The organism is Alistipes sp. HGB5 (assembly GCF_000183485.2).
GTDB lineage: Bacteria > Bacteroidota > Bacteroidia > Bacteroidales > Rikenellaceae > Alistipes > Alistipes finegoldii.
Map to the genome: position 1 here is coordinate 15,082 of NZ_AENZ01000004.1, position 25,100 is coordinate 40,181.

Annotated in this window: 19 protein-coding genes; 18 read left to right on the plus strand and 1 reads right to left on the minus strand. The window is 60.8% G+C overall.

The window, feature by feature from the left end; translation table 11 throughout:
- Positions 1–44 precede the first annotated feature (44 nt).
- The 8 genes from HMPREF9720_RS00875 (at position 45) to HMPREF9720_RS00910 (ending at position 10,052) form a co-directional block, all read left to right on the plus strand.
- Entirely contained in the window at positions 45–4,628 is a 4,584-nt protein-coding gene (locus HMPREF9720_RS00875) for a translocation/assembly module TamB domain-containing protein (RefSeq protein WP_009596257.1), read from the plus strand.
- Positions 4,629–4,694: 66 nt separating this feature from the next.
- Positions 4,695–5,369 carry a MotA/TolQ/ExbB proton channel family protein gene (locus HMPREF9720_RS00880; protein WP_039939472.1) on the plus strand — a complete coding sequence of 225 codons (675 nt, stop codon included), beginning with the start codon at positions 4,695–4,697 and terminating at the stop codon, positions 5,367–5,369.
- A gap of 6 nt (positions 5,370–5,375) precedes the next feature.
- Entirely contained in the window at positions 5,376–5,783 is a 408-nt protein-coding gene (locus HMPREF9720_RS00885; protein WP_009596235.1) for an ExbD/TolR family protein, read from the plus strand.
- A 44-nt stretch (positions 5,784–5,827) separates the two neighbouring features.
- Positions 5,828–6,517 carry a TonB family protein gene (locus tag HMPREF9720_RS00890; protein ID WP_009596262.1) on the plus strand — a complete coding sequence of 230 codons (690 nt, stop codon included), beginning with the start codon at positions 5,828–5,830 and terminating at the stop codon, positions 6,515–6,517.
- 18 nt (positions 6,518–6,535) lie between these two features.
- Positions 6,536–6,988, plus strand: a complete 453-nt coding sequence (locus HMPREF9720_RS00895) for a DUF1573 domain-containing protein (RefSeq protein WP_009596253.1) — start codon at positions 6,536–6,538, stop codon at positions 6,986–6,988.
- Between the two features lie 249 nt (positions 6,989–7,237).
- Positions 7,238–8,545: an amidohydrolase gene (locus HMPREF9720_RS00900; RefSeq protein WP_009596254.1), complete on the plus strand. Its 1,308-nt coding sequence runs from the start codon at positions 7,238–7,240 to the stop codon at positions 8,543–8,545.
- Between the two features lie 10 nt (positions 8,546–8,555).
- Complete coding sequence (locus HMPREF9720_RS00905) at positions 8,556–9,005, plus strand: GNAT family N-acetyltransferase (RefSeq protein ID WP_009596250.1); 450 nt, start codon at positions 8,556–8,558, stop codon at positions 9,003–9,005.
- A gap of 21 nt (positions 9,006–9,026) precedes the next feature.
- Positions 9,027–10,052 (plus strand): Gfo/Idh/MocA family protein, encoded by a 1,026-nt coding sequence (locus HMPREF9720_RS00910; RefSeq protein ID WP_009596263.1) that lies wholly within the window; start codon positions 9,027–9,029, stop codon positions 10,050–10,052.
- A 272-nt stretch (positions 10,053–10,324) separates the two neighbouring features.
- Here the strand turns inward: HMPREF9720_RS00910 and HMPREF9720_RS00915 are convergent, their stop codons facing one another.
- Positions 10,325–12,388 (minus strand): alpha-amylase family glycosyl hydrolase, encoded by a 2,064-nt coding sequence (locus tag HMPREF9720_RS00915; RefSeq protein WP_009596230.1) that lies wholly within the window; start codon positions 12,386–12,388, stop codon positions 10,325–10,327.
- Between the two features lie 97 nt (positions 12,389–12,485).
- Between HMPREF9720_RS00915 and HMPREF9720_RS00920 the strand changes: the two genes are divergently transcribed.
- The 10 genes from HMPREF9720_RS00920 to HMPREF9720_RS00965 all read left to right on the plus strand — a co-directional run bounded on the left by HMPREF9720_RS00920 (position 12,486) and on the right by HMPREF9720_RS00965 (position 25,057).
- Complete coding sequence (locus HMPREF9720_RS00920) at positions 12,486–14,036, plus strand: peptide MFS transporter (protein WP_009596240.1); 1,551 nt, start codon at positions 12,486–12,488, stop codon at positions 14,034–14,036.
- Between the two features lie 220 nt (positions 14,037–14,256).
- Entirely contained in the window at positions 14,257–14,793 is a 537-nt protein-coding gene (locus tag HMPREF9720_RS14765; RefSeq protein ID WP_022044035.1) for a hypothetical protein, read from the plus strand.
- 3 nt (positions 14,794–14,796) lie between these two features.
- Positions 14,797–16,269 (plus strand): sensor histidine kinase, encoded by a 1,473-nt coding sequence (locus HMPREF9720_RS00925; protein ID WP_009596238.1) that lies wholly within the window; start codon positions 14,797–14,799, stop codon positions 16,267–16,269.
- A gap of 270 nt (positions 16,270–16,539) precedes the next feature.
- Complete coding sequence (locus HMPREF9720_RS00930) at positions 16,540–17,172, plus strand: TetR/AcrR family transcriptional regulator (protein ID WP_009596261.1); 633 nt, start codon at positions 16,540–16,542, stop codon at positions 17,170–17,172.
- Between the two features lie 21 nt (positions 17,173–17,193).
- Complete coding sequence (locus HMPREF9720_RS00935) at positions 17,194–18,531, plus strand: TolC family protein (protein WP_175282382.1); 1,338 nt, start codon at positions 17,194–17,196, stop codon at positions 18,529–18,531.
- Between the two features lie 27 nt (positions 18,532–18,558).
- Complete coding sequence (locus HMPREF9720_RS00940) at positions 18,559–19,569, plus strand: efflux RND transporter periplasmic adaptor subunit (RefSeq protein ID WP_014774297.1); 1,011 nt, start codon at positions 18,559–18,561, stop codon at positions 19,567–19,569.
- A gap of 14 nt (positions 19,570–19,583) precedes the next feature.
- Positions 19,584–22,724, plus strand: coding sequence for an efflux RND transporter permease subunit (locus HMPREF9720_RS00945; protein WP_009596246.1), 3,141 nt, complete (start codon positions 19,584–19,586; stop codon positions 22,722–22,724).
- Positions 22,725–22,740: 16 nt separating this feature from the next.
- The gene (locus HMPREF9720_RS00950; RefSeq protein WP_009596264.1) at positions 22,741–23,034 is read left to right on the plus strand and encodes a PG0541 family transporter-associated protein; all 294 of its coding nucleotides are present in this window, start codon (positions 22,741–22,743) and stop codon (positions 23,032–23,034) included.
- A 420-nt stretch (positions 23,035–23,454) separates the two neighbouring features.
- On the plus strand, positions 23,455–24,240 hold the full coding sequence (locus HMPREF9720_RS00960; RefSeq protein WP_039939476.1) for an MBL fold metallo-hydrolase: 786 nt from the start codon (positions 23,455–23,457) through the stop codon (positions 24,238–24,240).
- A gap of 1 nt (position 24,241) precedes the next feature.
- Complete coding sequence (locus HMPREF9720_RS00965) at positions 24,242–25,057, plus strand: SDR family oxidoreductase (protein ID WP_009596236.1); 816 nt, start codon at positions 24,242–24,244, stop codon at positions 25,055–25,057.
- The last annotated feature ends 43 nt before the right edge of the window (positions 25,058–25,100 follow it).

A 25,100-nucleotide genomic window follows, 5' to 3' on the forward strand; every position in this document is an offset into this window, starting at 1 on the left:
TTTAACTAATTATAGTTAAATTTGCAGGTTATAACGACCTATCAATGCGCAAAGGTATAAAAATATTGGGAAAGGTGTTATCGGCCGCGGTATTGTTGCTGATAATTCTGCCTCTGGCGCTCTCGTTGCTGCTCGACATTCCGGCCGTGCAGAACTACGTGGTGCAGAAAGCCGTGCGCATGGCGTCGAAGAAGCTCGAAACCACCGTCAGCATCGACCGCGTGGACATCGGGCTTTTCAGCAGGGTCAAGATCAAGGGTTTCTATGTCGAGGATTACCAGCGCGACACGCTGCTCTACGTGGGCCGTCTCGACGCCTTTGTCACCGGACTGGGCATCTTCGGCGGGGGGCTTTCGCTGAGCCGCGGCGAAATCGCCGACGCCAAGCTCTACCTGCGCGAGACGCCCGGCGGGGAGATGAACATCAAGCAGATCGTCAATCGTATCAGCAACCCCGACAAACCCAAGAAAGGCAACTTCCGCCTGTCGCTGCGCAAGGCGTCGATCGAGAATACGGACCTCTGTCTGGAGCGGCTCGACCGCCGCGACCCGGAGTTCGGCATCGACTTCAGCCATATGCACCTCTACGGCATCACGGCATATGTGAACGACTTCACCATCGACGGGCAGTCCATCTACACCACCATCGAAACCCTCTCGGCGCGCGAGCGCAGCGGCTTCGCCCTCGACCGCTTCGCCGGGCGGTTCTACCTGACCAACGGCTGCATGGGTTTCGAGGACGTCTCGGTCGTGACGGGCCGTTCGAACGTCCAGATTCCCTATATCTCGCTGGCGGGCGATTCGTGGGCCGAGTACAAGGACTTCATCGGCGAGGTGCGCATCGACGGCGCGCTGCGCAATACGACCGTCTCGACGGACGACATCGCCTACTTCGCCCCCAAGTTGCGCGGCTGGCATACCGATTTCAGCAACGTCAATGTCGAGGTCGCGGGCGTGGTCGCCGATTTCACGGCCAAGGTCAAAAGCATGCAGATCGGCGAGGGTACGTGGCTCATCGCCGACGCTTCGGTCCGGGGGCTTCCCGACATCCGGCAGACCCGTTTCGACCTGAACGTTCCGCGGCTCAAATCCTCCGCCGAAGCCGTCGACGAACTGGCTGCGGGGATCGGCGGCCGCGAGTTGTCCGACAAGCTGGTCGGCATACTGGGCAACACGGGGCAGATCGACGTCAACGCCCGCTTCAAGGGGCTGCTTTCGTCGTTCGACATGCAGCTCGGCGCCTCGACCGGCGTGGGCGAGGTGACCTGCAACCTGCGGATGACGCCGCTTAAGGCGGGGCGCAGCAGCGTGCGGGGCGACGTGGAGACGCACAACCTGCGTCTGGGCGAGCTGCTCGGCCGCCGCGACCTTCTGGGCAACGCGACCCTCTCGGCCTATATCGACGGAGTGGTCGGCAAAGGCTATACCGACGCCAACGTCGTGGGCAACGTCACGCAGCTGGGCTTCAACGACTATATCTACGACTCGCTGCGGCTCGACGGCCGCCTGCGCAACCGCCAGTTCGACGGCCGCGTCACGGCCCGCGATCCCAACCTCGATTTCGATTTTTCGGGGCTGGTGGATTTCAACGACTCGATTCCGCGCTACGACTTCACGATGGACCTGCGCCATGCCGACCTCGCCCGGCTTCATATCAACCGCCGCGACTCCGTCTCGCAGCTCGCGGCGCGTATCGAGGCCAATGCCGGGGGACGCTCGCTGGACGACCTGAACGGCCGTATCCACGTCACCGACGCCGTCTACCGCTACAACGACAAGCGGATCACCTCGAAGACCATGACCGTCACGGGCGAGAACTCGGCGCGGAGCAAACTCGTCGAACTGCGCTCGGACTTCGCCGACGCCACGTTCCGCAGCAAGACCAGCTACCGCGAAGTCTTCGAATACCTGCGCCGCAGCGCATGGAAATACCTGCCCCTGCTGCGCCGCGGCGAGGGCGACCCGACGCCCCGCGGCCGCAAGACGGCCGTGGCCAACGACTATTCGCTGCTGTCGGTCAATATCCGTCACATAGACCCCATTACCGACGCCATCACGGCCGGCCTGCAGATCGCCGACGGGTCGTCGATGCAGTTGCTTTTCAATCCGGCCAGCGACCAGTTTTCGCTCAAGGCGACGTCGGAATACGTCGAGCGCAAACGCATGCTGGCCACGCGCCTGAGCATCAACGCCTCCAACCGGGGCGACTCGCTCACGGTCTACGCTTCGGCCGAGGATCTCTACGCCGGGGTGCTGCACCTGCCGCAACTGTCGCTCACGGGCGGCGCCAAGCAGGGCCGCATGCAGGTTTCGGCGGGTTTCAACGATACGCTGCGCAAGGTGTCGGGACTGCTGGGCGTGCAGGCGCACGTGGTGGACGAACACGGCCCCAACGGCCGCGTCGTGGACCTGCGCATCCTGCCTTCGCACGTCACCCGCGGTTCGAAGACGTGGCAGATTTACGCCCGCAAGATACAGCTCGACACGGCGCAGGTCGTGATCGACCGGTTTTTCGTGATGAACCGCGAGCAGGAGCTGCTGCTGGACGGCGTCGCCTCGCGCAGCCGCGAGGATTCGGTGACCCTGCGCCTGCGCAACTTCGACCTCGCGCCTTTCATGCAGGTTGCCGAGCGCTTGGGGTACGTCGTCGAGGGGCGCACCAACGGTTCCGCGACGATGAAATCCGTGCTCCATGCGGGCGAAATCTCCGCCGACATCCTGCTCGACAGTCTGGAGGTCAACGACATTCCGGCTCCTCCGCTGCGGCTCTCTTCGCGCTGGGATTTCTCGCGCAACCGCGCCGGAGTGACCGTCACCGACCGCAACAAGCGCGATACGCTTATCCGGGGCTTCTACGCCCCTTCGCAGGTGCGCTACTACGCCCGGCTGGACATTGACAGTCTCGACATGGGGCTGCTCGACCCGGTGCTTTCGGGCGTGATTTCCCAGACCGAGGGGCTCGCTTCGGCCGAACTGGTGCTGCAGGGCCAGCGCCGGGATGCCGACCTGACGGGACGGATTCACGTCACGGGACTCTCGACGAAAGTCGATTTTACGCAGGTGGCCTATTCGATGCCCGAAGCCGTTCTCGACGTGCGGGGCAACCGCTTCCGCGCGTCGAACGTTCCGGTCTTCGACCCCGAAGGCAACCGGGGCCGTTTCGACATCGACCTGAGCCTGCAGCACCTCTCCAACATCGCCTACGACGTGCGTGTCGCACCCCAGCAGATGCTGGTGCTCAACACCACGGCGCAGGACAACGATTTCTTCTACGGCAAGGTCTACGCTTCGGGCACGGCGCGCATTTCGGGCGACAAGGGCGCCGTCAATATGGACATCGCCGCCTCCACCGACGACCATTCGTCGTTCTTCATGCCGCTGTCGAACAAGTCCAATATCTCGTACGCCGATTTCGTGACCTTCAAGGAGAAGCCCAAGGTCGATACGGTGGACAATCTGGCGCGGCGGAAGATGATGTTCGAACGCCAGCGGCAGCAGAAGACGGTGGCCGGCAGCCAGATGAACATTGCGCTGGCGCTCAACGTACGGCCCGGCGTCGAGGTCGAGCTGAGCGTGTCGGGCAATACGCTCAAGGGCCGCGGCGACGGAACGCTCAACCTGCAGATCAATCCCCGCTCGAACGTCTTCGAAATGTACGGCGACTATACCATCACCGAGGGAAGCTTCCTTTTCTCGCTCCAGAACATCATCAACAAGAAGTTCATTATCGAAAACGGCTCGACGATCCAGTGGACCGGTGCGCCGATGGACGCCATGCTCAATATCGACGCCATCTATAAGTTGAAAGCCTCGCTGCAGCCGCTGCTGCAAGGCACGGCCGAAAACGTGACGGCCGACCGCTCGGTGCCCGTCGAGTGCATCATCCACCTCGGCGACCGGCTTTCGAACCCGGCCGTCACCTTCGACGTGAACGTGCCCGGCACCGACCCTGAGACGCAGGCCGTGGTCGCCAATGCGCTGACCACCCCTGAGACGGTCGATACGCAGTTCGCCTACCTGCTGCTGTTCAACAGCTTCATGTCCGAGAACAACGCCGCCTCGTCGAACATCGGCGCGTCGGTTTCGGCCGCGACGGGGCTGGAGTTCCTCTCGAACATGGTCAGCAACCTGCTCTCGAACGACGACTACAACATTGTCATCCGCTACCGCCCCAAGTCGGAGCTGACCAGCGACGAAGTGGACTTCGGCCTTTCGAAGAGCCTGATAAACAACCGTCTGTTCGTCGAGGTCGAGGGCAACTACCTGATCGACAACAAACAGGCCATCAACAGCTCGATGTCCAACTTCATGGGCGAAGCCTACATCACTTACCTGATCGACCGGGCGGGAACGCTCAAGGCCAAGGCCTTTACGCAGACCATCGACCGTTTCGACGAGAATCAGGGTCTTCAGGAGACCGGCGTCGGCATCTACTTCAAGGAGGATTTCGACAACTTCCGCGACCTGCGGCGGCGCATCCGGGAACGTTTCACCAACAAGAAGCGCAAGGCCCGGCGCGAAGCGCGCCGCGAGGCCGCCCGCCGGGAAAAGGAGCTTCGGCGTGCGGCGGCGGATACGCTGCAGGCGTTCCGATACGTTAAACATGAAAAGGATGTGTCCGCGCCGTGAAACGGATCGGCCGGAACCGGAAACAGAAAAAATTCAATGACAAACTTCTATAATTTCTAAAACACTATGATGACTTTTTTGCAGGCTGCCGAGGCGGTGGCCACCAGTGAGGAGACCCGTATGGGATTGTGGACGCTGTTTACCAAGGGCGGTTGGCTGATGTGGCCGCTGCTGGCTCTGGGCGGGGTGACGATCTTTATCTTCGTGGAGCGTTTCATGGCTATCCGCAAGGCTTCGGTGCTGGACATGAACTTCATGAACCGCATCCGCGACTACATTTCCGACGGCAAGATCCAGACGGCCGTGAATCTGTGCAAGAAGACCGACACGCCGATCGCCCGCATGATCGAGAAGGGCATCGAGCGCATCGGACGCCCGATGAGCGACGTGCAGACGGCCATCGAGAACGTCGCCAACCTCGAAGTCTCGAAGCTCGAAAACGGCCTGCCGTTTCTGGCGACGATCGCCGGCGGCGCCCCGATGATCGGTTTTCTGGGTACGGTGCTCGGTATGGTGCAGACCTTCATGGACATGTCGGCCGCAGGCGGCACGGTGGATCTGGGACTGCTTTCGAGCGGTATGTATGTGGCGATGGTGACCACCGTGATGGGTCTTATCGTCGGCATCCCGGCCTACTTCGGCTACAACTACCTCGTCGCGCGCATCGAGAAGCTGGTGTTCCAGATGGAGGCCAACTCGATCGCATTCATGGACATTCTGAATCAACCCGTTCAAAAATAACGCGCTATGGCAATTAAACACGGATCGAAGGTCGATAAGTCCTTCTCGGCATCGTCGATGACCGACCTGATGTTCCTGCTGCTGCTGTTTCTGCTGATCGCTACGACGCTGATCAATCCCAATGCCCTGAAGCTGATGCTGCCGAAAAGCTCCAACCAGCTCAAGGACAAGGCGATGACCACGGTTTCGATACAGGATGCGGGCCACGGCAAGTACCGCTATTACGTCGAACTGCAGGAGGTCGGCTCGATCGAGGGCGTGGAGCGTGCGCTCAAGACGCGTCTCGACGGACAGAAGGACGCCACCGTGTCGCTGCACTGCGACGAGACGGTAGCCGTGGGCGAGACGGTCAAGGTGATGAATATCGCCAAGGACAACAATTACAAGTTAATTCTGGCGACGGCGCCGAATTGACGGACGCCGTCCGGCGGCGGCAGCCGTCGCCAAAATCAGGTTTTATGTATTATTACGATCCAAATAACAGGAATCCCCGCAGGTGGGCGACGGTTGCGACGGCGGTCTACGCGCTGCTGCTGATCGGTTCGTTCGCGCTGGTCTCGTTCGACTTCCGGCAGATCCACGACAAGCCGGGCGATACGATCACGATCGACTTCACCGAGCCGCCTGCGCCCGAACCGCCCAAGCCGCGCGTCAGGACGGCCACCGAGCCGCGCGTGCACGACCGCACGGCTCCCGTCGAGCAGACGGCGCAGGTCTCCGGCAAGGACGAGACGACGCAGACGCCCAATCCCCGCGCGCTGTTCAACATGAACAAGGGCGGCGCCGACGAACCCGACAACGCGGGCAATCCCCGTGCTCCCGAAGGCGAGGACAGGGCCAGCGGCACCGGTCCGGGACTCAATCCCGACGGGCTGGACCAGCTGGATCAGGGCTTGCAGGGGCGCGGGCTGGTGGGCGACCTGCCCAAACCTTCGTACCCCGGTTCGAAGAGCGGCAAGGTGATCGTCCGCGTGACGGTCGATGCTTCGGGACGGGTCACGAGTGCGGCCTACGAACCGAAAGGCTCGACCACCGACGCCGCCGAACTGGTCGAAGCCGCCAAAGCCGCGGCGCGCAAGGCGCGCTTTACCGAGAGCCGTGCGGCGGTGCAGGGCGGAACGATCACCTATGTTTTCCGTATGGAGTAATTTTTGAAACGAAAGACAATGCGATTTTTATTACTGACACTTTTCGGATGCCTGACCTTTGCGGCGGGCCGCGCCCAGCAGCCCGCGAAGATCGAGGGGGCGCATCTGCATATGGAGGTCGCGAGCCACGATTTCGGCGACGTGCCCCGCAAGGGCGGCGATCTGGTGCGCGAATTCACCTTCACCAACGACGGCACGGTGCCGCTGGTCGTGACGCGCGTCATCACCTCGTGTTCGTGTCTCAAGGCGTCGTACTTCAAACGGCCGGTCGCTCCGGGCGAGAGCGGAACCATCAGCATCATCTACGAACCCCACAAGAGCGAACCGGGCGTCTTCAACAAGGTGATTCAGATTTACTCGAATTCGGTGGACGGCCGCGACGTAATCACCGTGCAGGGCAACTCGATCGATCCGGGACCCCGCAAGGTCAAGACCGGGGAGGTGAAGATAAAGTATAAGAAAGATAAGTAGGACTGCCTTTCCGGGTCGGGGCGGGGTTTCCGGGGACTGGTGGTTTCGGGTTTCCGGGGGCTTGACGGTTTCGGGGGGCGGCTGAAGTTTCCGCCCGCAATCCGCCCGCATGCGGGAAGTCTTCTCCGAGGAGGGGATTCAGGGAAGGGCAGACTTGCAAACGCCGCCTTTGGCGGCGGCAACGACCGTCGGAGTCGATCCGCGGGCCGAATAATATACATATACTACAATAAAGTAACTACGCTATTTATGGCAATTCTTTTTTCCAACGCCACGATTCTGCCGATGACGGCGGACGAAGGCAGTCCCAAAACCTTTACGGGTTTCGTGGGCGTCGCGGGCAGCCGCATCGCGCTGGTCACGGAGTCCGCGTCCGAAGCCGACGCATTCCGCGCCGCACACCCCGACGCGCGGATCATCGACTGCACGGGCCGGCTGCTGATGCCGGGGCTTGTCAATACCCACTGCCACGCCGCCATGACGCTGCAGCGCAGTTATGCCGACGATATCGCCCTGATGGAGTGGCTCCACGACTATATCTGGCCGTTCGAAGCGCGGCAGACGGCCGACGACGTGGCGTTGGGAATGACTCTCGGCGTTGTCGAGATGCTGTTGGGCGGCGTGACCTCGTTCGTGGATATGTATTACCACGAGAACCGCTGCGTCGAAGTGGCCGAGCGGCTGGGCATCCGCGCGATGCTGGGCTGCAACTATTTTGACAGCAACGTCGAAGAGGTGCTTCCCGAAGTGGGGCAGGCGGTGGAACTCGCCGCCTGCTGCGACCGGGTCCGGATCGCCCTCGCACCCCATTCGCCCTACACCGTGTCGCCCGAAAACCTGCGGCGCGGCAAAGAGACGGCCGAGCGGTACGGACTGCACCTGATGACCCATATCGCCGAGACGCAGGACGAGGTGCGCATCGTGCGCGAGAAATACGGCATGACGCCCGTCGAACACCTCGATGCGCTGGGCATGCTCGACGCCCGCACCATCGGCGCACACTGCATCCATTTGACCGACAGCGATATTGCGACGCTGGCCGCGCGCGGCGTGGCCGTGTCGCACAACCCGCAGAGTAACATGAAGATTTCGAGCGGCGTGGCGCCCGTCGAGCGGCTGCGCGCCGCGGGTGCGCTGGTGACCATCGGCACCGACGGCACCTGCTCCAACAACGACCTCGACATGTTCGAGGAGGTGCGCACGGCGGCTTTCCTGCAGAAATCCGCCACGGGCGACCCCGTCGCGCTCCCGGCTTACGAAGCGCTGAAGCTGGCGACGGTCAACGGCGCCCGCGCTTTGGGCTACGCCGAAGGCGAACTGGGCGTGGTCCGCGAGGGCGCATTGGCCGACCTGATCGTCGTGGACCTCCAGAAACCCCATTTGCAGCCCGTTCACGATCTGGTGTCGAATATCGTCTACTGCGGCAAGGCGTCGGATGTCGATACGGTCATGGTCGACGGCCGCATCGTGGTCGAAAACCGCCGTGTGGCGGGCGTGGACCTGCCTGCGCTCTATGCCGCAGTCGCCGCCGCCGTGAAACGCATCACGGCGAAATAACCGTCCGACCATGAGAATCGTCTCCGTCAGGGAGCACCCCGAATTCGCGGATACCGCGATCGGCTATATTTCGGCCTGTTGGCCCGAAGTGCGGCCCGTTCTTTATGAGGACTGCATCCGCCACGCTGTCAGCGCCGCAGGTCCGCTTCCGCAGTGGTACCTGCTGATGTCGGGCAGCGAGCCGGTCGGTTGTGCAGGGTTGATCGCCAACGACTTTATCAGCCGCATGGACCTGTGGCCGTGGGCCTGCGCCCTCTATGTCGAGGAGCGTCTGCGCGGACACGCCTACGGACGGCTGCTGCTCGACCGTGCGGCCGAAGACGCCCGCCGCGCAGGATTCGGCAAGCTCTACCTCAGCACCGATCACGCCGGGCTGTACGAAAAGTGGGGCTTCCGTTATCTCGGACAGGGCTATCACCCGTGGGGTGCGGAGTCCCGGATTTACGAACGTACTCTATAACAATATATTGACAGCATAGGTATGAAAGGAAAGATTCGTTTCGGAATGGTCGGTACGGGCTTTATCGCCGACTGGGTGCTTGCCGGCGCCCGGCAGGACCCGCGCTTCGAGGCGGCGGCGATCTGTTCGCGCAATCAGGCTACGGCCGATGCCTTCGCCGCGAAGCACGGGATTCCGCATACGTTCACCTCGCTCGAAGAGATGGCCCGCAGTCCGCTCGTCGATGCCGTCTATATCGCCTCGCCCAACGCCCTGCATGCGTCGCAGAGCATCCTCTGCATGAGCTGCGGCAAACACGTGCTGTGCGAGAAGCCGCTGGCCTCCAATGCGCGTGAAGCCCGTGCGATGATCGAAGCCGCGCGCAGATACGGCGTCGTGCTGATGGAGGCCATGATTGCGACGCTCAATCCCAATTTCCGGATCGTGCGCGAGCAGCTGCCCCGGCTGGGAACGATCCGCCGCTACTTCGCCAGCTACTGCCAGTACTCCTCGCGCTATGACAAGTTCAGGGAGGGCGTCGTGCTCAACGCCTTCGATCCTTCGCTTTCCAACGGCGCCATGATGGACATCGGCGTCTATACGGTTTACCCGATGGTCGCGCTTTTCGGGCGGCCGCAGGCCGTCGATGCGCAGGGTGTCGTGCTCTCTTCGGGGGCGGACGGTCAGGGCGCCGTCAATTTCCGTTACGAGGGGATGAACGCCACGGTGCTCTACTCCAAGATCGCCGATTCGCGCCTGCCCTCCGAGATCGAAGGGGAGGAGGGTACGCTGCTGCTGGATACGATCCACGACATACACCGTGTGACCCGTTTCCCGCGCCGAGGCGCCGCTTCGGACCGCGGCCCGGAGACTGTCGGCGAATCGGTCGGTGTGGAGCCGGACCGGGACCGTTACTATTACGAAATCGCGGAGTTCATTGATTTGATCGAACAGGGCCGCCCGGAATCGGCGGTCAACAGCCACGCCAATTCGCTTGCGACGCTGGAGATCATCGATGAAGTGCGCCGCCAGTTGGGCGTGGTCTATCCCGCCGACGGGGCGCGCTGACTTCCGCCGATTCGTGTTGCTCGGTAACGATTAACGGCAGGGATATTCCCTGCCGTTAATCGTTATCGTTTTTTTTGCGGTCTTCCAGCCCCGTTCCTCCCCGGCTTTTGCGGCCTTGTTTCCTCTCCGTGCTTTTGCTTTCCAGCCTTGTTTTTTCGGCATTTCCCTTTATCGCAGCAGGACTTTCCCAGCCCCGTTCCTCCCCGGCTTTTCCGGCCTTGGCCCTTCTCCGTGCTGTTCCTCCCGGCCTCCTCCTCCTTTCTCCGGACCGTTCACTCCCCGGTCACGGCGGAGGGTTGTCGTCCGTCGGTTCTCAGATATACCGTCGCCGTGCGCGAAGTATTGTAGATGCGGATATGCGGCCGCTCGGTGTTATCCCCGTCCTGCGCCGGGAACGAGAAGTGCTCGCCGTCCATCGCCTGCCGCTCCTGCCCGCCGAAACGCCGTTCGTCGGTCGAGAGCAGGGGCACGTATTTGCCGGGCGCCTGCACGGGCAGCTCGTAGTCGGGAATCGACGCCGAGGGGTGCCAGTTGAAGACGAACAGCAGGTCGCCGTGGGCAAAGGCCATCGTCTTGTTGCATTCGTCCATCACGAGATTCCACGCGTAGCCGTCGGCCAGCACCTTGTACCGCTTCACCAGTTTGATCATCGCCTTGTCGAAATCCCCCAGCCATGCATAGCGCAGGAACCCGTTCCCGGCCAGCGACCACTGCCGCCGGGCGTGGGCGTAGCTCCAGCCGTTGCCCTCGCGCGGGAAGTCGATCCATTCGGGATGCCCGAACTCGTTGCCCATGAAGTTGAGGTAGGCCTGCCCGCCCGTCGAAATGGTCATCAGGCGGATCATCTTGTGCAGCGCCATACCGCGGTCGATCACCACGCTCTGCGACGCGCGGTCCATGTTGAAATACATCTCCTTGTCCATCAGTCTGAACGCCAGCGTCTTGTCGCCCACCAGCGCCTGATCGTGCGACTCGGCGTAGGCCACCGTCTTCACTTCGGGCAGGCGGTCGGTCATCACGTTCCACATCTCCCAGATGTTCCACTCCTCGTCGGGCACCTCCTTGAGCTGCTTGATCCAGAAATCGGGAATCGCCATCCCCAGCCGGTAGTCGAAGCCGATGCCTCCGTCCGTGTCGGGAATGCACATCCCCGGCATGCCCGACACGTCCTCGGCGATGGTCACGTCGCCCGCGCGGAAGTCGTGCACCAGCCGGTTGGCCAGCGTCAGATAGGTCAGCGCGTCGCCGTTCACCCCCGCGTCGAAGAAACGTTCGCGGCAGTCGAAATCGACGTAGCCGTGGTGGTGGTAGATCATCGAGGTCACGCCGTCGAAGCGGTAGCCGTCGAAATGGAATTCGTCGAGCCAGTATTTGACGTTCGAAAGCAGGAAATGCTGCACCTCGTCCTTGCCGTAGTCGAAGAGCATCGAGTCCCAATAGGGCTGGTAGCCCGCCTTTCCGGGCAGCGAATAGTGGTGGTCTGTGCCGTCCAGCTCGTTGATGCCTTCGTTGAGGTTCTTCACGTAGTGGGCGTGTACGAGGTCCATGATGACTCCCAGCCCCAGCTCGTGGGCGCGGCGCACCAGCTCCTTCAGCTCTTCGGGCGTGCCGCAGCGCGATGCCGGGGCGAAGAAACTCGACACATGGTAGCCGAACGACCCGTAATAGGGGTGTTCGGCGATGGCCATGAGCTGCACGGCGTTGTAGCCGTCCTTTTTTATTATAGGTAATATCTTCTCCGTGAATTCGCGGTAGGTCCCGACGCCCTCCTTCTCCTGCGCCATGCCCACGTGTGCCTCGTAGATGAGCAGGTTCCCGTTTTTCGAAATGTCGAATGCGTCGCCCCGCCAGTCGAACGGCTCCGGCGCCCAGAACTGCGCCGTGTAGTTTTTCGTCTCCTCGTCCTGCACTACGCGCGTCGCGTAGGCTGGAATGCGGTCCAGCCAGCCGTTGTCGCCATGGACGTGGAGCTTGTAGAGCGAGCCGTGCACCAGCCTGTCGCGGTACATCGCCGTGGGGAAGAAGGCGCTCCATACGCCGTGGCGGTCGCGCTGCATGCGGATTTCGGTCCGCTGCCAGTTGTTGAAATCGCCGAAGACGTAGACGTCGTGCGCTCCGGGCAGCCATTCGCGCAGCCACCAGCCGTCGAGCGTCTCGTCGCGCTGCCAGCCGAAATAGCGGTAGCCGTTGGCGTAATCGACGAGCGACCCCGCCGCCTGCACGATTGCATTCATTTTGTCCATATACCGCTCGTAACGGTTATTGAGCTCCTGCTCTGCGGGGAGCAGCCACTCGTCGCGTTCGACGATCGGAAGCCTGCGGGTCGTTTTTTCCATAACCGGTTTTGTGTTTATACAAATATATGGAAAATTTTTCTATCTTTGTCAGCAAACAAAAAACGAATCATTTATTACTAACACCAAAAATTAACTTATGAAAGGACAACCCCAAGGACTGATCGCCGCGGCTTTGGCCAATATGGGCGAGCGATTCGGTTTCTACATCATGATGGCGATCCTGACCCTGTTCATCTCCGCCAAGTTCGGTCTCGACGAGGCCACGGCGGGTTACATCTATTCGGGATTCTACGCTTCGATCTACCTGCTGGCGCTTGTCGGCGGTATCATCGCCGACAAGACCAAGAACTACAAGGGCACCATCATGTGGGGGCTGGTGGTGATGTCGCTGGGTTACCTGCTGATCGCCATTCCCACGCCCACGCCGGTTCCCAGCCTGCCGCTCTATCTGACGCTGACCTGCCTCGGACTGCTGGTCATCGCCTTCGGCAACGGCCTTTTCAAGGGCAATCTCCAAGCGTTGGTGGGGCAGATGTACGACAACAAGGAGTTCAGCGCCAAGCGCGAGTCGGGTTTCCAGATCTTCTACATGTTCATCAACATCGGCGGCTTCTTCGCGCCGTTCGTCGCCATCGGCGTGCGCAACTGGTGGCTCAAGGTCAATAATTTCGACTACAACGCCAAACTGCCCGAACTCTGCCACGAATACCTTGCCAAAGGGCAGGACATGGCCGGCGAGGGGCTTGCCAACCTCACCTCGTATGCCAATTCGGCTTACCTCGACGGGTCGCCCGTCGGTGACCTGCACGCTTTCTGCAACAGCTACCTCGACGTTTTCAACCGCGGTTTCCACTACGCCTTCATCGCCGCTATCGTGATGATGCTCGTTTCGCTGATGATCTACATGTCGAACAAGAAACGCTTCCCCGATCCCTCGCAGAAGGCTGCGGCCAAGGGCGGGAAGGCTTCCGCCGCCGAGATCACGATGTCGGCGCAGGAGATCCGCCAGCGCATCTATGCGCTTTTCGCCGTGTTCGGCGTGGTGATCTTCTTCTGGGTTTCGTTCCATCAGAACGGCTATTCGCTGACCTACTTCGCCCGTGACTACGTGAATCTGGACGTCATCAACATAGACTTGGGCTTCACGGTCATCAAGGGCGCCGAAATCTTCCAGAGCGTCAACCCGTTCTTCGTGGTGACCCTCACGCCGCTGATCATGTGGTTCTTCGGCTGGCTGCGCAAACGCAACGTCGAGGTCTCGACGCCGATGAAGATCGCCATCGGTATGGGTATCGCCGCCACGGCCTACCTCTTCCTGATGTTCTTTTCGCTGGCGCTGCCCGGCAAGGCCGCCCTCGCAGGCATGAAGGCCGACGAGATGCAGTCGATTCTGGTTACGCCGTGGGTGATGGTGGGACTCTACTTCATCCTGACGGTCGCCGAGCTGTTCATCTCGCCGCTCGGACTGGCTTTCGTGTCGAAGGTCGCGCCGCCGCACATGCAGGGTCTGATGCAGGGCTTCTGGCTGGCTGCCACGGCCGTGGGCAACGCACTGTTGTTCGTGGGCGGATGGCTTTATCTGCACACCCCGATGTGGGCTACGTGGTTCGTTTTCGTGGCCGCCTGCGGATTGTCGATGCTCGTCATGCTGTCGATGGTACGCTGGCTCGAACGGGTCACCCGATAATAGGACGGGAGCGTTTCGCGGGACCGGACGGGACGTCGGAAAGGACGGCTCTGTTTTACGGCTCCGAACGGAACGCCCGATGGTCGGAACGCTGTTCCGCCGAGTTTGCCGCCGCGTAATTTTACGCGGCGGTTTTTTTGCAAATTCGATAAAATGGACTTTTTCTGTTGATTCTCCGGTTGAAAATGCTATCTTTGTAGCGCTTAACGTCACTTTATACATGCGGATTCCGTCATCTCTCGCCGCTTTTGCGGTCTGCATCCTCATGGCTTTCTCCCATGCCTTCCCGATGCGGGCGGGCGAACGGGCTTTGCAGACTCCTTCACAACCGGCGGACAGCGCTTTGACGGCGTATTACAAACTCTGCAAGGCGCACCGCGCCGATGCCGAAGCCCCTGCAATGTGCGACACGCTCTTTCGGCGGGCCGAAGCCGCGCGCAACGTAAGGATGCAGGCTATCGCGCTTTGCGTCCGTCTCGACCATTTCTACTACAAGAACGACCGGGCGGAAATCCTCGAAGGCGTGCGGCGCGTGCAGGAATTCTGCCGCAGGCATCCCAAGGAAGACCTGCGCTATTTCTATTATTTCGTCTGGTCGAGCCGCCTGATTACCTATTATATCAAGCAGAACCAGTCCAACACGGCGATTTACGAGACCCGCAAGATGCTCGCCGAAGCCGAGGACGACGATTACCCCGAAGGCGTCGCCTCCTGCTACCGGATGCTCGGCAACCTCTACCTGACGCAGGGCGCGTAGCGGATGGCTTACGACAACTTCCGCCGCCAGATCGAGGTGCTCGAACACAACGGCATCGACGACATCAACCTGCCGACGCAGTACGCTTCGCTGGCGCAGTGCGCGCTGGAGCTGGATATGCCCGATTCGGCGTTCGTCGCGCTGCAGAAGGCCGCGTCGCTGCCCAAGCGGACCACCTATCAGGAATTTACCGTCAATAAGGGCTTCGGCCTTTACTATATCCGGACTGAAAATTTCGCGGAGGCGAAGAAACGGCTGGAGGCTTCGGAGGAGCTGTTCCGCCGCGACCCCTCGCTGCGGTTCCATACGGCCGGGCTGAGCTATCTGCGAACGGCCTATTTCAAGGCTTCGGGCCAGTACGGGAAGGCGTTGGAGACGATTCTGGAGACGCAGCGCGACACGGTGATCCGCAGTTCCGGGTTCAACAACTATGCGCTGACCAAGGAGCTTGGCGACGTCTACTGGCACCTGCGTGAGATGGAGCGGGCCGCGGCCAATTACCGGGAATACATCCGTCTGTCGGACTCGGTGCGCAACCGCGAAATCCGCACTGCGACGGACGATTTTTCGGGAATTCTCGAAATCAGCCGCCTGCACAACGAAACCAAGGAGCTGCAGTACGACCTCCAGCGCAAACGCCTGCGCAACACCTATCTGATTATCTGCCTGCTGGCGGGAGTGCTGGTGACGGGCGGCGTGGGATATGCGCGCATGATGAAGCTCAACCGGCGTCTCAAGGCCTCCGAAGCGACGGTGCTGGCCCAGAACGAGCATCTGCGGATCAGCGGCGAAGAGCTTCTCGAAGCCAAGGAGCAGGCCGAGCAGGCCAGCCGCATGAAGACCGAATTTATCCAGCATATGTCGCACGAGGTGCGCACGCCCCTCAATTCGATCGTCGGATTTTCGCAGGTGCTGGCGTCCGAATTCCGCGACAAGCCCGCCACGGGCGAGTATGCCTCCATCATCGAAGCCAACAGTGCGACCCTGCTGCGGCTTTTCGACGACGTGCTCGAAGTCGCCTACCTCGACCAGACGGGCGACCTGCCTCGCTGCGACGTCACGGCGCTGAACAACCTCTGCAACGACTGCGTGGAGAGCACCCTGCCGGAACTGCATCCCGGCGTGAGCCTGCTGGACGAACTTCCGGTCTCCGATCCCGTGGTGCGCACCAACCTCAAGCGTATCGAGCAGGTGCTGCTGCATCTGCTCCGCAACGCCGCCAAATTCACGCTCTCCGGACATATTACCCTGACTTACGACTGCCTGCCCGCAGAACGGCTGCTGCGCTTCTCCGTGACCGATACCGGGCCGGGCATTCCCGCCGACCTGCGCGAAGAGGTCTTCGGGCGTTTCGTGAAACTCGATCCCTTTTCGCAGGGGACGGGACTCGGACTGCCTATCTGCCGGCTTATCGCCGTGAAACTGGGGGGGGGCGTCTGTTCGTCGATCCGGAGTATGCGTCCGGCTGCCGCATGATTTTCGAAGTGCCGTTCGACCTGCCCGAAACATCTGCCTGATCCGGAATCCGTAACGCCGAAGCCACCTCTTGCAATCTCTTTCCTTTCCCTGTTTTATTATTCAATAAGTTTTCTTTTCGGCCCCGGTTTCCGGCTCCGATTGTTCTGTTTGTCTGCATTTCTGCTTGTTCAGGGCATAATCGGCGGTAAAAACTCCAAAAAACAGAAAACTTTTTTGGTTTCGTGAGTTTTATTGCTATATTTGCCCTCGAATAAAACGACTGAAGACATGACCCCTCCCCAGAAAGAACGCATAATCGACCAAGCGATGCAGATGTTCGCCACGCAGGGCATCAAATCCGTGCGCATGGACGACATTGCACAGCATCTCGGCGTATCGAAGCGTACGCTGTACGAACTGTTCGGCGACAAGGAAGGGCTGCTCTATCTGGCGATGGAGCGCTACTTCCAGCGTGACCGGCAGCGTTGGACCGAACTTACTGCCAACGCCCGCAACGTCCTCGAAGCCATGTTCATGGTGCTGGCGCAGGTGATGGACAAGGCCGAGGTGTCCAGCCGCATGATGGACAATCTCAAGAAATTCTATCCCGCCGTCCATGACAAACTGACGCGCGAAGGCATGGAAAAGAACCGGCGCAGCCTGCGCGGCATGCTCGATCAGGGTATCGTCGACGGCCTGTTCGTCGATAACATCAATATCGATCTGGCGATCTCGGTGCTTTATTACACGGCCTCCGCGCTGGTGACCCGCAAGGAGCTGATGCTGCCCGCCGGAATGACCGAACGCGAAGCCTTCGTGCAGATAATCAGCAATTTCTTCCGCGGCATTTCGACGGCCAAGGGGCTGCGGCTGATCGACGACAACCTGAAAAGATACGAACTGACCAAGTACGGCAAATAAAAATTGAATTTGGGATATTTTATGAAAAAACTGATTTTAACCGTGTGTCTTGCTGCGACGGGCGTTTTCGGCGCTGCGGCACAAATGCGTCTCACGCTCGGTGAGGCCCTCGATCTGGCGCTGAGCGAGAACCCGACCGTCAAGGTCGCCGAAATGGAGGTGCAGCGCTTCGACTATGTGAAGCGGCAGACGTGGGGGAGCTGGATACCTCAGATTTCGGTCGGCGGCACCTATACCCGCTCGATCGTCAAGCAGAGCATGACCAAGGGGCTTTCGTTCGGAGCCGACAATACGCTGGCGGCGCAGGGCGACGCCACGTGGACGCTCTTCGCTCCGGCGGTGTTCCGCACGCTGAAGATGAACGACGTCCAGCGGGCTGCCGCCGTGGAGTCGGCGCGCTCGTCGCGGATTACGCTGGTCGCCGAAGTCAAAAAGGCCTTCTATAACATTCTGCTGGCCGAGCAGTCGCTCGAAGTGCTCCGCGAATCTCAGGCCACCGTGCAGCGCACCGTGGACGACACCAGATTGCAGTACGACAACGGACTTGCGTCGGAATACGACCTGCTTACGGCGCAGGTGCAGCTGAGCAACCTGAAGCCCTCGATCCTGCAGACCGAGAATTCGATCCGCTTGGCCAAGCTGATGCTCAAAATGTACCTTTCGATCCCTGAGAACGTCGAAATCGAAGTCGTCGGAGAGCTGGACGCCATGCGCGACGCGGTGCTGGCGGGAACCGACGGCCTGACGACCGACGTGCAGGATAACTCCGACCTGCGTACGCTCGAACTGCAGGAGGATCTGCTCAAACGTCAGCTCAAAGTGGCGAACGCCGGACGCATGCCCACGGTCACCGCATTCTTTACGGCGACCTATACCGGTAACGATATCGACATGACGAAGCTCAATTTCGGCGGCGCGGAGGGAGGACAGCCGGGCGACGTGCTCGACGGTTCCAAATTCTGGTGGCAGCACCCGATGTCGGCCGGCCTGCAGGTTTCGATCCCTATTTTTTCGGGCCTTACGAAGATGAACAGGTCGCGCGAGATCAAGAACCAGATTTCGCAGATCGGTCTCCAGCGGGATTATGCCCGGCAGCAGATCGACGTCGAGGTCCGCGCGGCCCTGAACGACCTGCTCACCGCGCGCGAGACGATGTATGCGCAGGAGCTGACCGTCGCGCAGGCCCGCAAGGCCTACAGCATCTCCGACACCCGCTACCGTGCGGGCGCGGGAACGATCCTCGAACTGAACAGCGCGCAGCTGGCGCAGACGCAGGCTGAGTTGAACTTTTCGCAGGCGATTTTCGACTACCTGACCGCCAAGGCCGAGTACGACCGCATCGTCGGCAAGGAGAATTAGCATAAAATCGAAAAACAGATAAAACCTATGAAGAATTTAACAGTTATGTTGATCGCCGCCGCAGCCCTCGCCGGCTGCACGGGCAAAAAAACCGCCGACGTCCAGCAGGAGACCCGTGTGCTGACCAAAACCGAGACGGCCGTCTCAGCTCCGGTGCAGCTTGCCGAGGAGTTCACCTCCGAAATCGAACCTTACAAGCAGAACGACATCACGCCCGCGGCGTCGGGCGTGCATATCGACCGGATTCTGGTCGAGGTGGGCGATCCCGTGCGTCAGGGGCAGCTGATCGTGACGCTCGACCCCACGCAGTACACCCAGCAGCTCGTGCAGCTGAAGACCGTCGAGGATGACTACAACCGCCTGCTTCCGGTCTACGAGGCGGGGGGAATCTCGGCCCAGCAGATCGAGCAGGCCAAGGCCCAGCTCGACGTGCAGCGCGAAGTGGTCGCCAACCTCAAGAAGAATATCGAGGTCCATTCGCCCATTACGGGCGTCGTCACGGCCCGCAACTACGAGTCGGGCGACCTGTTCGCCGCGCAGCCTATCCTGCATATCATGCAGATCGATCCGCTGAAGGTCGTCGCCAACATTTCGGAGCAGTATTTCCGCAACGTGAAGGTCGGCATGCCCGTCGATCTGAAGGTCGATATCTTCCCCGGCGAGACCTTCCCCGGCACCGTGTCGCTGATCTATCCGGCGCTCGATCCCGCGACCCGCACGTTCAAGGTCGAGGTGAAGGTGCCCAACGCCAAGCGTACGCTGCGTCCGGGCATGTTCGCCCGCACGGGATTCAACATGGGCGAGAAAGAGGGTGTCATGGTGCCCGACGTGGCGGTCCAGAAACAGGTGGGCACCGCCGAGCGGTTCCTCTATGTCATCAAGGGTGACAGCGTCGCCGAACGCCGCCGGGTCGAGGTGGGCCGTCAGGTCGGCGACCGCGTGGACATCCTTTCGGGCGTCGCTCCGGGCGAGCGGGTTGCCGTGACGGCTTTGTCGAAGCTTTTCGACGGCGCCAAGGTCGAAGTCAAACAGAATTAAACGCCCCGACGCATATGAAAATTTACGAAAGTGCGGTCCGCAAACCGGTCTCCACGGTGCTGCTGTTCGTCGGCGTGATGGTCTTCGGACTCTTCTCGCTGATGAATCTGGCCGTGGACCAGTATCCTGAGATCGAGATTCCGCAGATTTCGGTCATTACGATGTACCCCGGCGCCAACGCCGCGGAGATCGAGACCAACATCACCCGCGTGCTGGAGGACAACCTCAATACGGTGAGCAACCTCAAGAAACTGACCTCCAAATCGCAGGACAACGTGTCGATGATTACCGTCGAGTTCGAGTACGGCTCCGACCTCAATGAGGGTGCCAACGAGATCCGCGACGTGGTGAGCCGCGTGCAGTCCATGCTGCCCGACGACATCGACTATCCGACGATCTTCAAGTTCTCGACCTCGATGATCCCCGTGATGATGATCGCCGTCACGGCCGAGGAGAGCTATCCGGCCCTTAGCAAACTGCTCGACGACAAGCTGGTCAACGTGCTGAACCGCGTGGACGGCGTGGGTGCCGTCTCCGTTATCGGTGCGCCCGAACGCGAGGTGCAGGTCAATGTCGATCCCGCCAAGCTCGACGCCTACAACCTGACGGTCGAGCAGCTGGGCCAGATCATCGCCGCCGAGAACGTCAATATTCCGAGCGGCACGATCGACATCGGCAACAACACCTTCAACATCAAGGCCGACGGCGAGTTCAAACTCAGCGACGAGCTGCGCAAGGTCGTGGTGTCGAACGCCGGGGGCCGCACGGTGATGCTCTCCGACGTGGCCGAAATCCGCGACACGCTCGAAAAATTCACCATGGACGAACGTGTGAACGGCCAGCGCGGCGTGCGCGTGATGTTCCAGAAACAGTCGGGCGCCAATACCGTGAATATCGTCCACGAAATCCAGAAGCGTCTGCCCGAAATCCAGAAGACGCTGCCCAAGGACGTGAAGATGGAGCTGATTTTCGAAGGCTCGCAGGAGATCACCGACGCCATCGGGTCGCTCTCGGAGACCATCATGTACGCCTTTATCTTCGTGGTGCTGGTGGTGATGATCTTCCTCGGACGCTGGCGGGCGACGCTTATCATCTGCATGACGATCCCCGTCTCGCTGATCTGCTCGTTCATCTACCTCTTCGCCACGGGATCGACGCTGAACATCATTTCGCTCTCGTCGCTCTCGATCGCCATCGGTATGGTCGTCGATGACGCCATCGTGGTGCTGGAGAACATTACGACCCATATCGAGCGGGGATCGAGTCCCAAGGAGGCCGCCATCTACGCCACCAACGAGGTGTGGCTGTCGGTCATCGCCACCACGCTGGTGGTCGTCGCCGTGTTCCTGCCGCTGACGATGGTGCCGGGCATGGCCGGTATCCTCTTCCGCGAGCTGGGCTGGATCGTGACGATCGTGGTCTGCGTCTCGACGACGGCGGCCATCTCGCTCACGCCGATGATGTCGGCCTACCTCCTCAAACTCGACGGAGGCGTACACGACTACAAAGGCGTCGGCATCGTCTACAAGCCGATCGACCGTGCGCTCGAATGGCTCGACGACATCTACGCCCGTTCATTGAACTGGGTGGTCCGCCACCGCCGCATCACGATCTTCTCGATGATGGGCCTTTTCGTCGTTTCGCTGGGACTGATCACCCGCGTGCCGACCGAGTTCTTCCCGCCTTCGGACAACAGCCGTATCTCGGCGATGGTCGAGCTGGAGCAGAATATCGGCGTGGAGTATACGGCGCGCATCGCCCGGCAGATCGACAGCATCATCTATGCGAAATATCCTGAGATTGTGCTGGTGTCGGCTTCGGCCGGAGCCAACTCTTCGGACAACGCCTTCGCCGCGATGCAGACCACCGGCTCGCATATCATCAACTACAACATGCGTCTGACGGATGTCGAGGGGCGCGAGCGTTCGATCTACGTCGTTTCCGACCTGCTGCGCGAAGACCTCGACCGGATTCCCGAAGTGCGTCAGTACACGGTGACGCCGGGCGGCATGTCGGGCAGCATGAGCGGCTCGGCGACGGTCAATGTCAAGGTTTTCGGCTATGATATGGACGTCACGAACGCCATCGCCAACGACCTGAAGGAGAAGATGCGCGGGATGAAGGGCGTGCGCGACGTGAAACTTTCGCGCGACGACCTGCGCCCCGAATACAACGTGGTCTTCGACCGCGACCGCCTGTCGTATTACGGGATGAACAGCGCCACTGCGTCGCAGGCCGTGAAAAACCGGATCGACGGTCTCGTGGCGTCGAAGTACCGCGAGGACGGCGACGAATACGACATCGTCGTACGCTACGGCGAGCCGTTCCGCACCTCGGTCGATGACGTGGAGAACATCACGCTTTACAACGCGCATGGCCGCCCCGTGAAACTCAAGGAGGTCGGCCGGGTGCAGGAGGAGTATGCCGCTCCGATGATCGAGCGCGAGAACCGCCAGCGCGTGATCTCGGTGCAATCGACGCTGGGCGCCGGCGTCGCGCTGGGCGACGTGGTGGCCGAGGTCGAAAAGCTGATCTCCGAATACCACATCCCCGACGGCGTGGACCTCGAAGTGGGCGGCACGGTCGAGGATCAGGGCGACGCTTTCGGCGATTTGGGCGTGCTGTTCATCCTGATCGTCATTCTGGTCTATATCGTGATGGCCACGCAGTTCGAGTCGCTGCTGTTCCCGTTCATCATCATGTTCACCATTCCGTTCGCCTTCACGGGCGTGTTCCTCGCGCTGTGGATGACCTCCACGCCACTGTCGCTCATCGCCCTGATCGGCGCCATCATGCTGGTGGGTATCGTGACCAAGAACGGTATCGTGATGGTGGACTACATGAACCTGCTGGTCGAGCGCGGTTCGGGCGTCTTCGACGCCGTGATCGCCGGCGGCAAGAGCCGTCTGCGTCCCGTGCTGATGACCTCGTTCACGACTATTCTGGGCATGCTGCCGCTGGCGATCGGTACGGGCGCAGGCTCGGAGACGTGGCAGCCGATGGGTATCGCCGTGATCGGCGGTCTGACCTGTTCGACCCTGCTGACGCTGTTTATCATTCCTGCGCTCTATTCGGTATTCGTGAACCGTTCCCAGCGCAAGGAGAAGGAGAAACTGGCCCGTCTGTCGGCCGAACATCAGGCGAGTGTGCATTAATTAAGGTAAAACGATTATGAAAGCAGTATTCTTATCCTATAATCAGGCGCTTACCGACCGTGTGAACGCCATCCTCGACGAGCAGGGCATCCGCGGCTTCACCCGCTGGGCGCTGACCGAGGGCCGCGGCTCCGTCGACGGCGAACCGCATTACGGCACGCATGCGTGGCCGTCGATGAATGCTTCGATCATGGCGATCGTCGACGACGAAAAGGTCGCGCCGCTGATGGCGGCCTTCCGTGAAATGGACGCCGCCACCAAACTGCAGGGCTCGCGGGCCTTCGTCTGGAATATCGAGCAGACCTACTGATCGCCGGGCGTTCCGCCCGCTGTCCGGAAATGCTGAAAAGCCGCAGGAAACATCCTGCGGCTTTTTTCGCTTCCGCCGCCTGTTTCCGTGCCGACGGTTTGTCCGCTTTTCTTCGGCCGACGCTCCGCCTCTTTTCTCTGGCTGACACTCCGCTCGCTTTTCCCGCTGACGCTCCGCCTGCTTTTCTCTGCCGACTGTTTGCCTGCTTTTCCCTGCCGACGCTCCGCCTGCTTTTCTCTGGCTGACGCTCCGTCCGCTTTTCTCCGGCTGACGCTCCGCCTGCTTTTCCCTGCCGACGCTCCGCCCCTCCTTGACGCTCCGTTTTTTTCATATCCGGTTTTGCGCCTTATCCGAAAGTCCGTGCGGAGAATCTTTCCGGCGCGGGTGCGCAGTCGCCATATTTTTACTATTTTTGTCTGCATGAAACTTACCTTTCTGGGAACGGGCACCTCGCAGGGGGTCCCTGTCATCGGATGCCGCTGTCGGGTCTGCACTTCGTCCGACCGGCGCGACGACCGTCTGCGCACTTCGGCCATGGTCGAGACGCAGGGCGTGCGCATCGTCATCGACGCCGGACCCGATTTCCGCTGTCAGATGCTGCGCACCGGCGTCCGCCGTATCGACGCCATTCTGCTGACGCACGAACATAAGGACCATATCGGCGGGCTGGACGACGTGCGGGCTTTCAATTTCGTCGATTACCCGCCGACGATTCACCGCATCGACCTTTATGCGGCTCCGCACACCCTCGATGTCGTGCGCAAGGATTTCGACTACGCCTTCGCGCAGGACAAGTACCGGGGCGTTCCGGAAATCGAACTGCACGAGATCGACGTTACGCGGCCTTTCAGCGTCAAAGGCGTCGAAATCCTCCCCGTTTCGGGACACCATTCGGAACGCTTTGCGGTGACGGGATTCCGCATCGGCAGGCTGGCCTACCTGACCGACTTCAAGACCATTGCGGACGCCGAAGTCGAAAAACTGACCGGTCTCGACGTGCTGGTAGTCAATGCGCTCCGTTTTGCCGAGCATTATTCGCACTTCAATGTGGCCGAGGCGCTGGAGCTGATCGCCCGTGTCTCGCCGCGCGAAGCCTACCTGACCCATATGTCCCACGACATCGGCCTGCACGCCGAGACGGAGCCGACCCTTCCGCCCCATGTGCATATGGCCTACGATACTTTGGAAATTGAAATAAACGATTGATATGAAAAACTTTAAGGATAAAGTCGTCATCGTGACGGGCGCTTCGTCGGGCATCGGCGAGGCGATGGCACGCGAATTCGCCGCGCAGGGCGCGCGGGTCGTGCTGGGTGCGCGCAGCGTGCAGAAACTGCAGCTCATCGCGGGCGAAATCCGCTCACAGGGCGGGCAGGCCGCCTACTGCGGCGTCGATGTGACGAACGTGGACGAGTGCCGCCGGCTGATCGAGACCGCCGTGAACGAGTTCGGCGGAATCGACGTGCTGGTCTGCAATGCCGGGCTTTCGATGCGTGCGATCTTCGACGACGTGGACCTCGGCGTGCTTCACCGCCTGATGGACGTCAACTTTTGGGGCACGGTCAACTGTTGCAAATTCGCGCTGCCGTATCTTCAGCAGTCGCACGGTTCCATCGTCGGCATCTCGTCCGTCGCGGGGCTGCACGGTCTTCCGGGGCGGACGGGCTATTCGGCGTCGAAATACGCCATGACGGGTTTTCTCGAAACCCTGCGCATCGAGAATCTCAAAAAGGGCCTGCACGTCATGATCGCCTGCCCCGGCTTCACGGCTTCGAACGTCCGCTTCTCGGCCCTCACGGCCGACGGGTCTGCGCAGGGCGAAACCCCGCGCAACGAGGCCAAGATGATGACTTCCGCCGAGGTCGCCCGGATCGTCGCCCGCGGCGTCCTGAAGCGCAAGCGTCTCTGCCTGATGGAGAGCGAGGGGCGCGCCACCCATTTCGTCAAGAAATTCGCGCCGGGTTTCCTCGACAGGATGTTCTATCTGGTGATGTCCAAAGAACCCGATTCGCCCTTGAAATAGCTCCGGACTCCGGCGAAAAATGGAGCGGAAATGGACCGGGCGG

Bases quoted from the DNA above. Each gene is read 5' to 3' on its own strand.
- HMPREF9720_RS00875 (WP_009596257.1), top strand. From the start codon at position 45: ATGCGCAAAGGTATAAAAATATTGGGAAAGGTGTTATCGGCCGCGGTA.
- HMPREF9720_RS00880 (WP_039939472.1), top strand. From the start codon at position 4,695: ATGATGACTTTTTTGCAGGCTGCCGAGGCGGTGGCCACCAGTGAGGAG.
- HMPREF9720_RS00885 (WP_009596235.1), top strand. From the start codon at position 5,376: ATGGCAATTAAACACGGATCGAAGGTCGATAAGTCCTTCTCGGCATCG.
- HMPREF9720_RS00890 (WP_009596262.1), top strand. From the start codon at position 5,828: ATGTATTATTACGATCCAAATAACAGGAATCCCCGCAGGTGGGCGACG.
- HMPREF9720_RS00895 (WP_009596253.1), top strand. From the start codon at position 6,536: ATGCGATTTTTATTACTGACACTTTTCGGATGCCTGACCTTTGCGGCG.
- HMPREF9720_RS00900 (WP_009596254.1), top strand. From the start codon at position 7,238: ATGGCAATTCTTTTTTCCAACGCCACGATTCTGCCGATGACGGCGGAC.
- HMPREF9720_RS00905 (WP_009596250.1), top strand. From the start codon at position 8,556: ATGAGAATCGTCTCCGTCAGGGAGCACCCCGAATTCGCGGATACCGCG.
- HMPREF9720_RS00910 (WP_009596263.1), top strand. From the start codon at position 9,027: ATGAAAGGAAAGATTCGTTTCGGAATGGTCGGTACGGGCTTTATCGCC.
- HMPREF9720_RS00915 (WP_009596230.1), bottom strand. From the start codon at position 12,388: ATGGAAAAAACGACCCGCAGGCTTCCGATCGTCGAACGCGACGAGTGG.
- HMPREF9720_RS00920 (WP_009596240.1), top strand. From the start codon at position 12,486: ATGAAAGGACAACCCCAAGGACTGATCGCCGCGGCTTTGGCCAATATG.
- HMPREF9720_RS14765 (WP_022044035.1), top strand. From the start codon at position 14,257: ATGCGGATTCCGTCATCTCTCGCCGCTTTTGCGGTCTGCATCCTCATG.
- HMPREF9720_RS00925 (WP_009596238.1), top strand. From the start codon at position 14,797: ATGGCTTACGACAACTTCCGCCGCCAGATCGAGGTGCTCGAACACAAC.
- HMPREF9720_RS00930 (WP_009596261.1), top strand. From the start codon at position 16,540: ATGACCCCTCCCCAGAAAGAACGCATAATCGACCAAGCGATGCAGATG.
- HMPREF9720_RS00935 (WP_175282382.1), top strand. From the start codon at position 17,194: ATGAAAAAACTGATTTTAACCGTGTGTCTTGCTGCGACGGGCGTTTTC.
- HMPREF9720_RS00940 (WP_014774297.1), top strand. From the start codon at position 18,559: ATGAAGAATTTAACAGTTATGTTGATCGCCGCCGCAGCCCTCGCCGGC.
- HMPREF9720_RS00945 (WP_009596246.1), top strand. From the start codon at position 19,584: ATGAAAATTTACGAAAGTGCGGTCCGCAAACCGGTCTCCACGGTGCTG.
- HMPREF9720_RS00950 (WP_009596264.1), top strand. From the start codon at position 22,741: ATGAAAGCAGTATTCTTATCCTATAATCAGGCGCTTACCGACCGTGTG.
- HMPREF9720_RS00960 (WP_039939476.1), top strand. From the start codon at position 23,455: ATGAAACTTACCTTTCTGGGAACGGGCACCTCGCAGGGGGTCCCTGTC.
- HMPREF9720_RS00965 (WP_009596236.1), top strand. From the start codon at position 24,242: ATGAAAAACTTTAAGGATAAAGTCGTCATCGTGACGGGCGCTTCGTCG.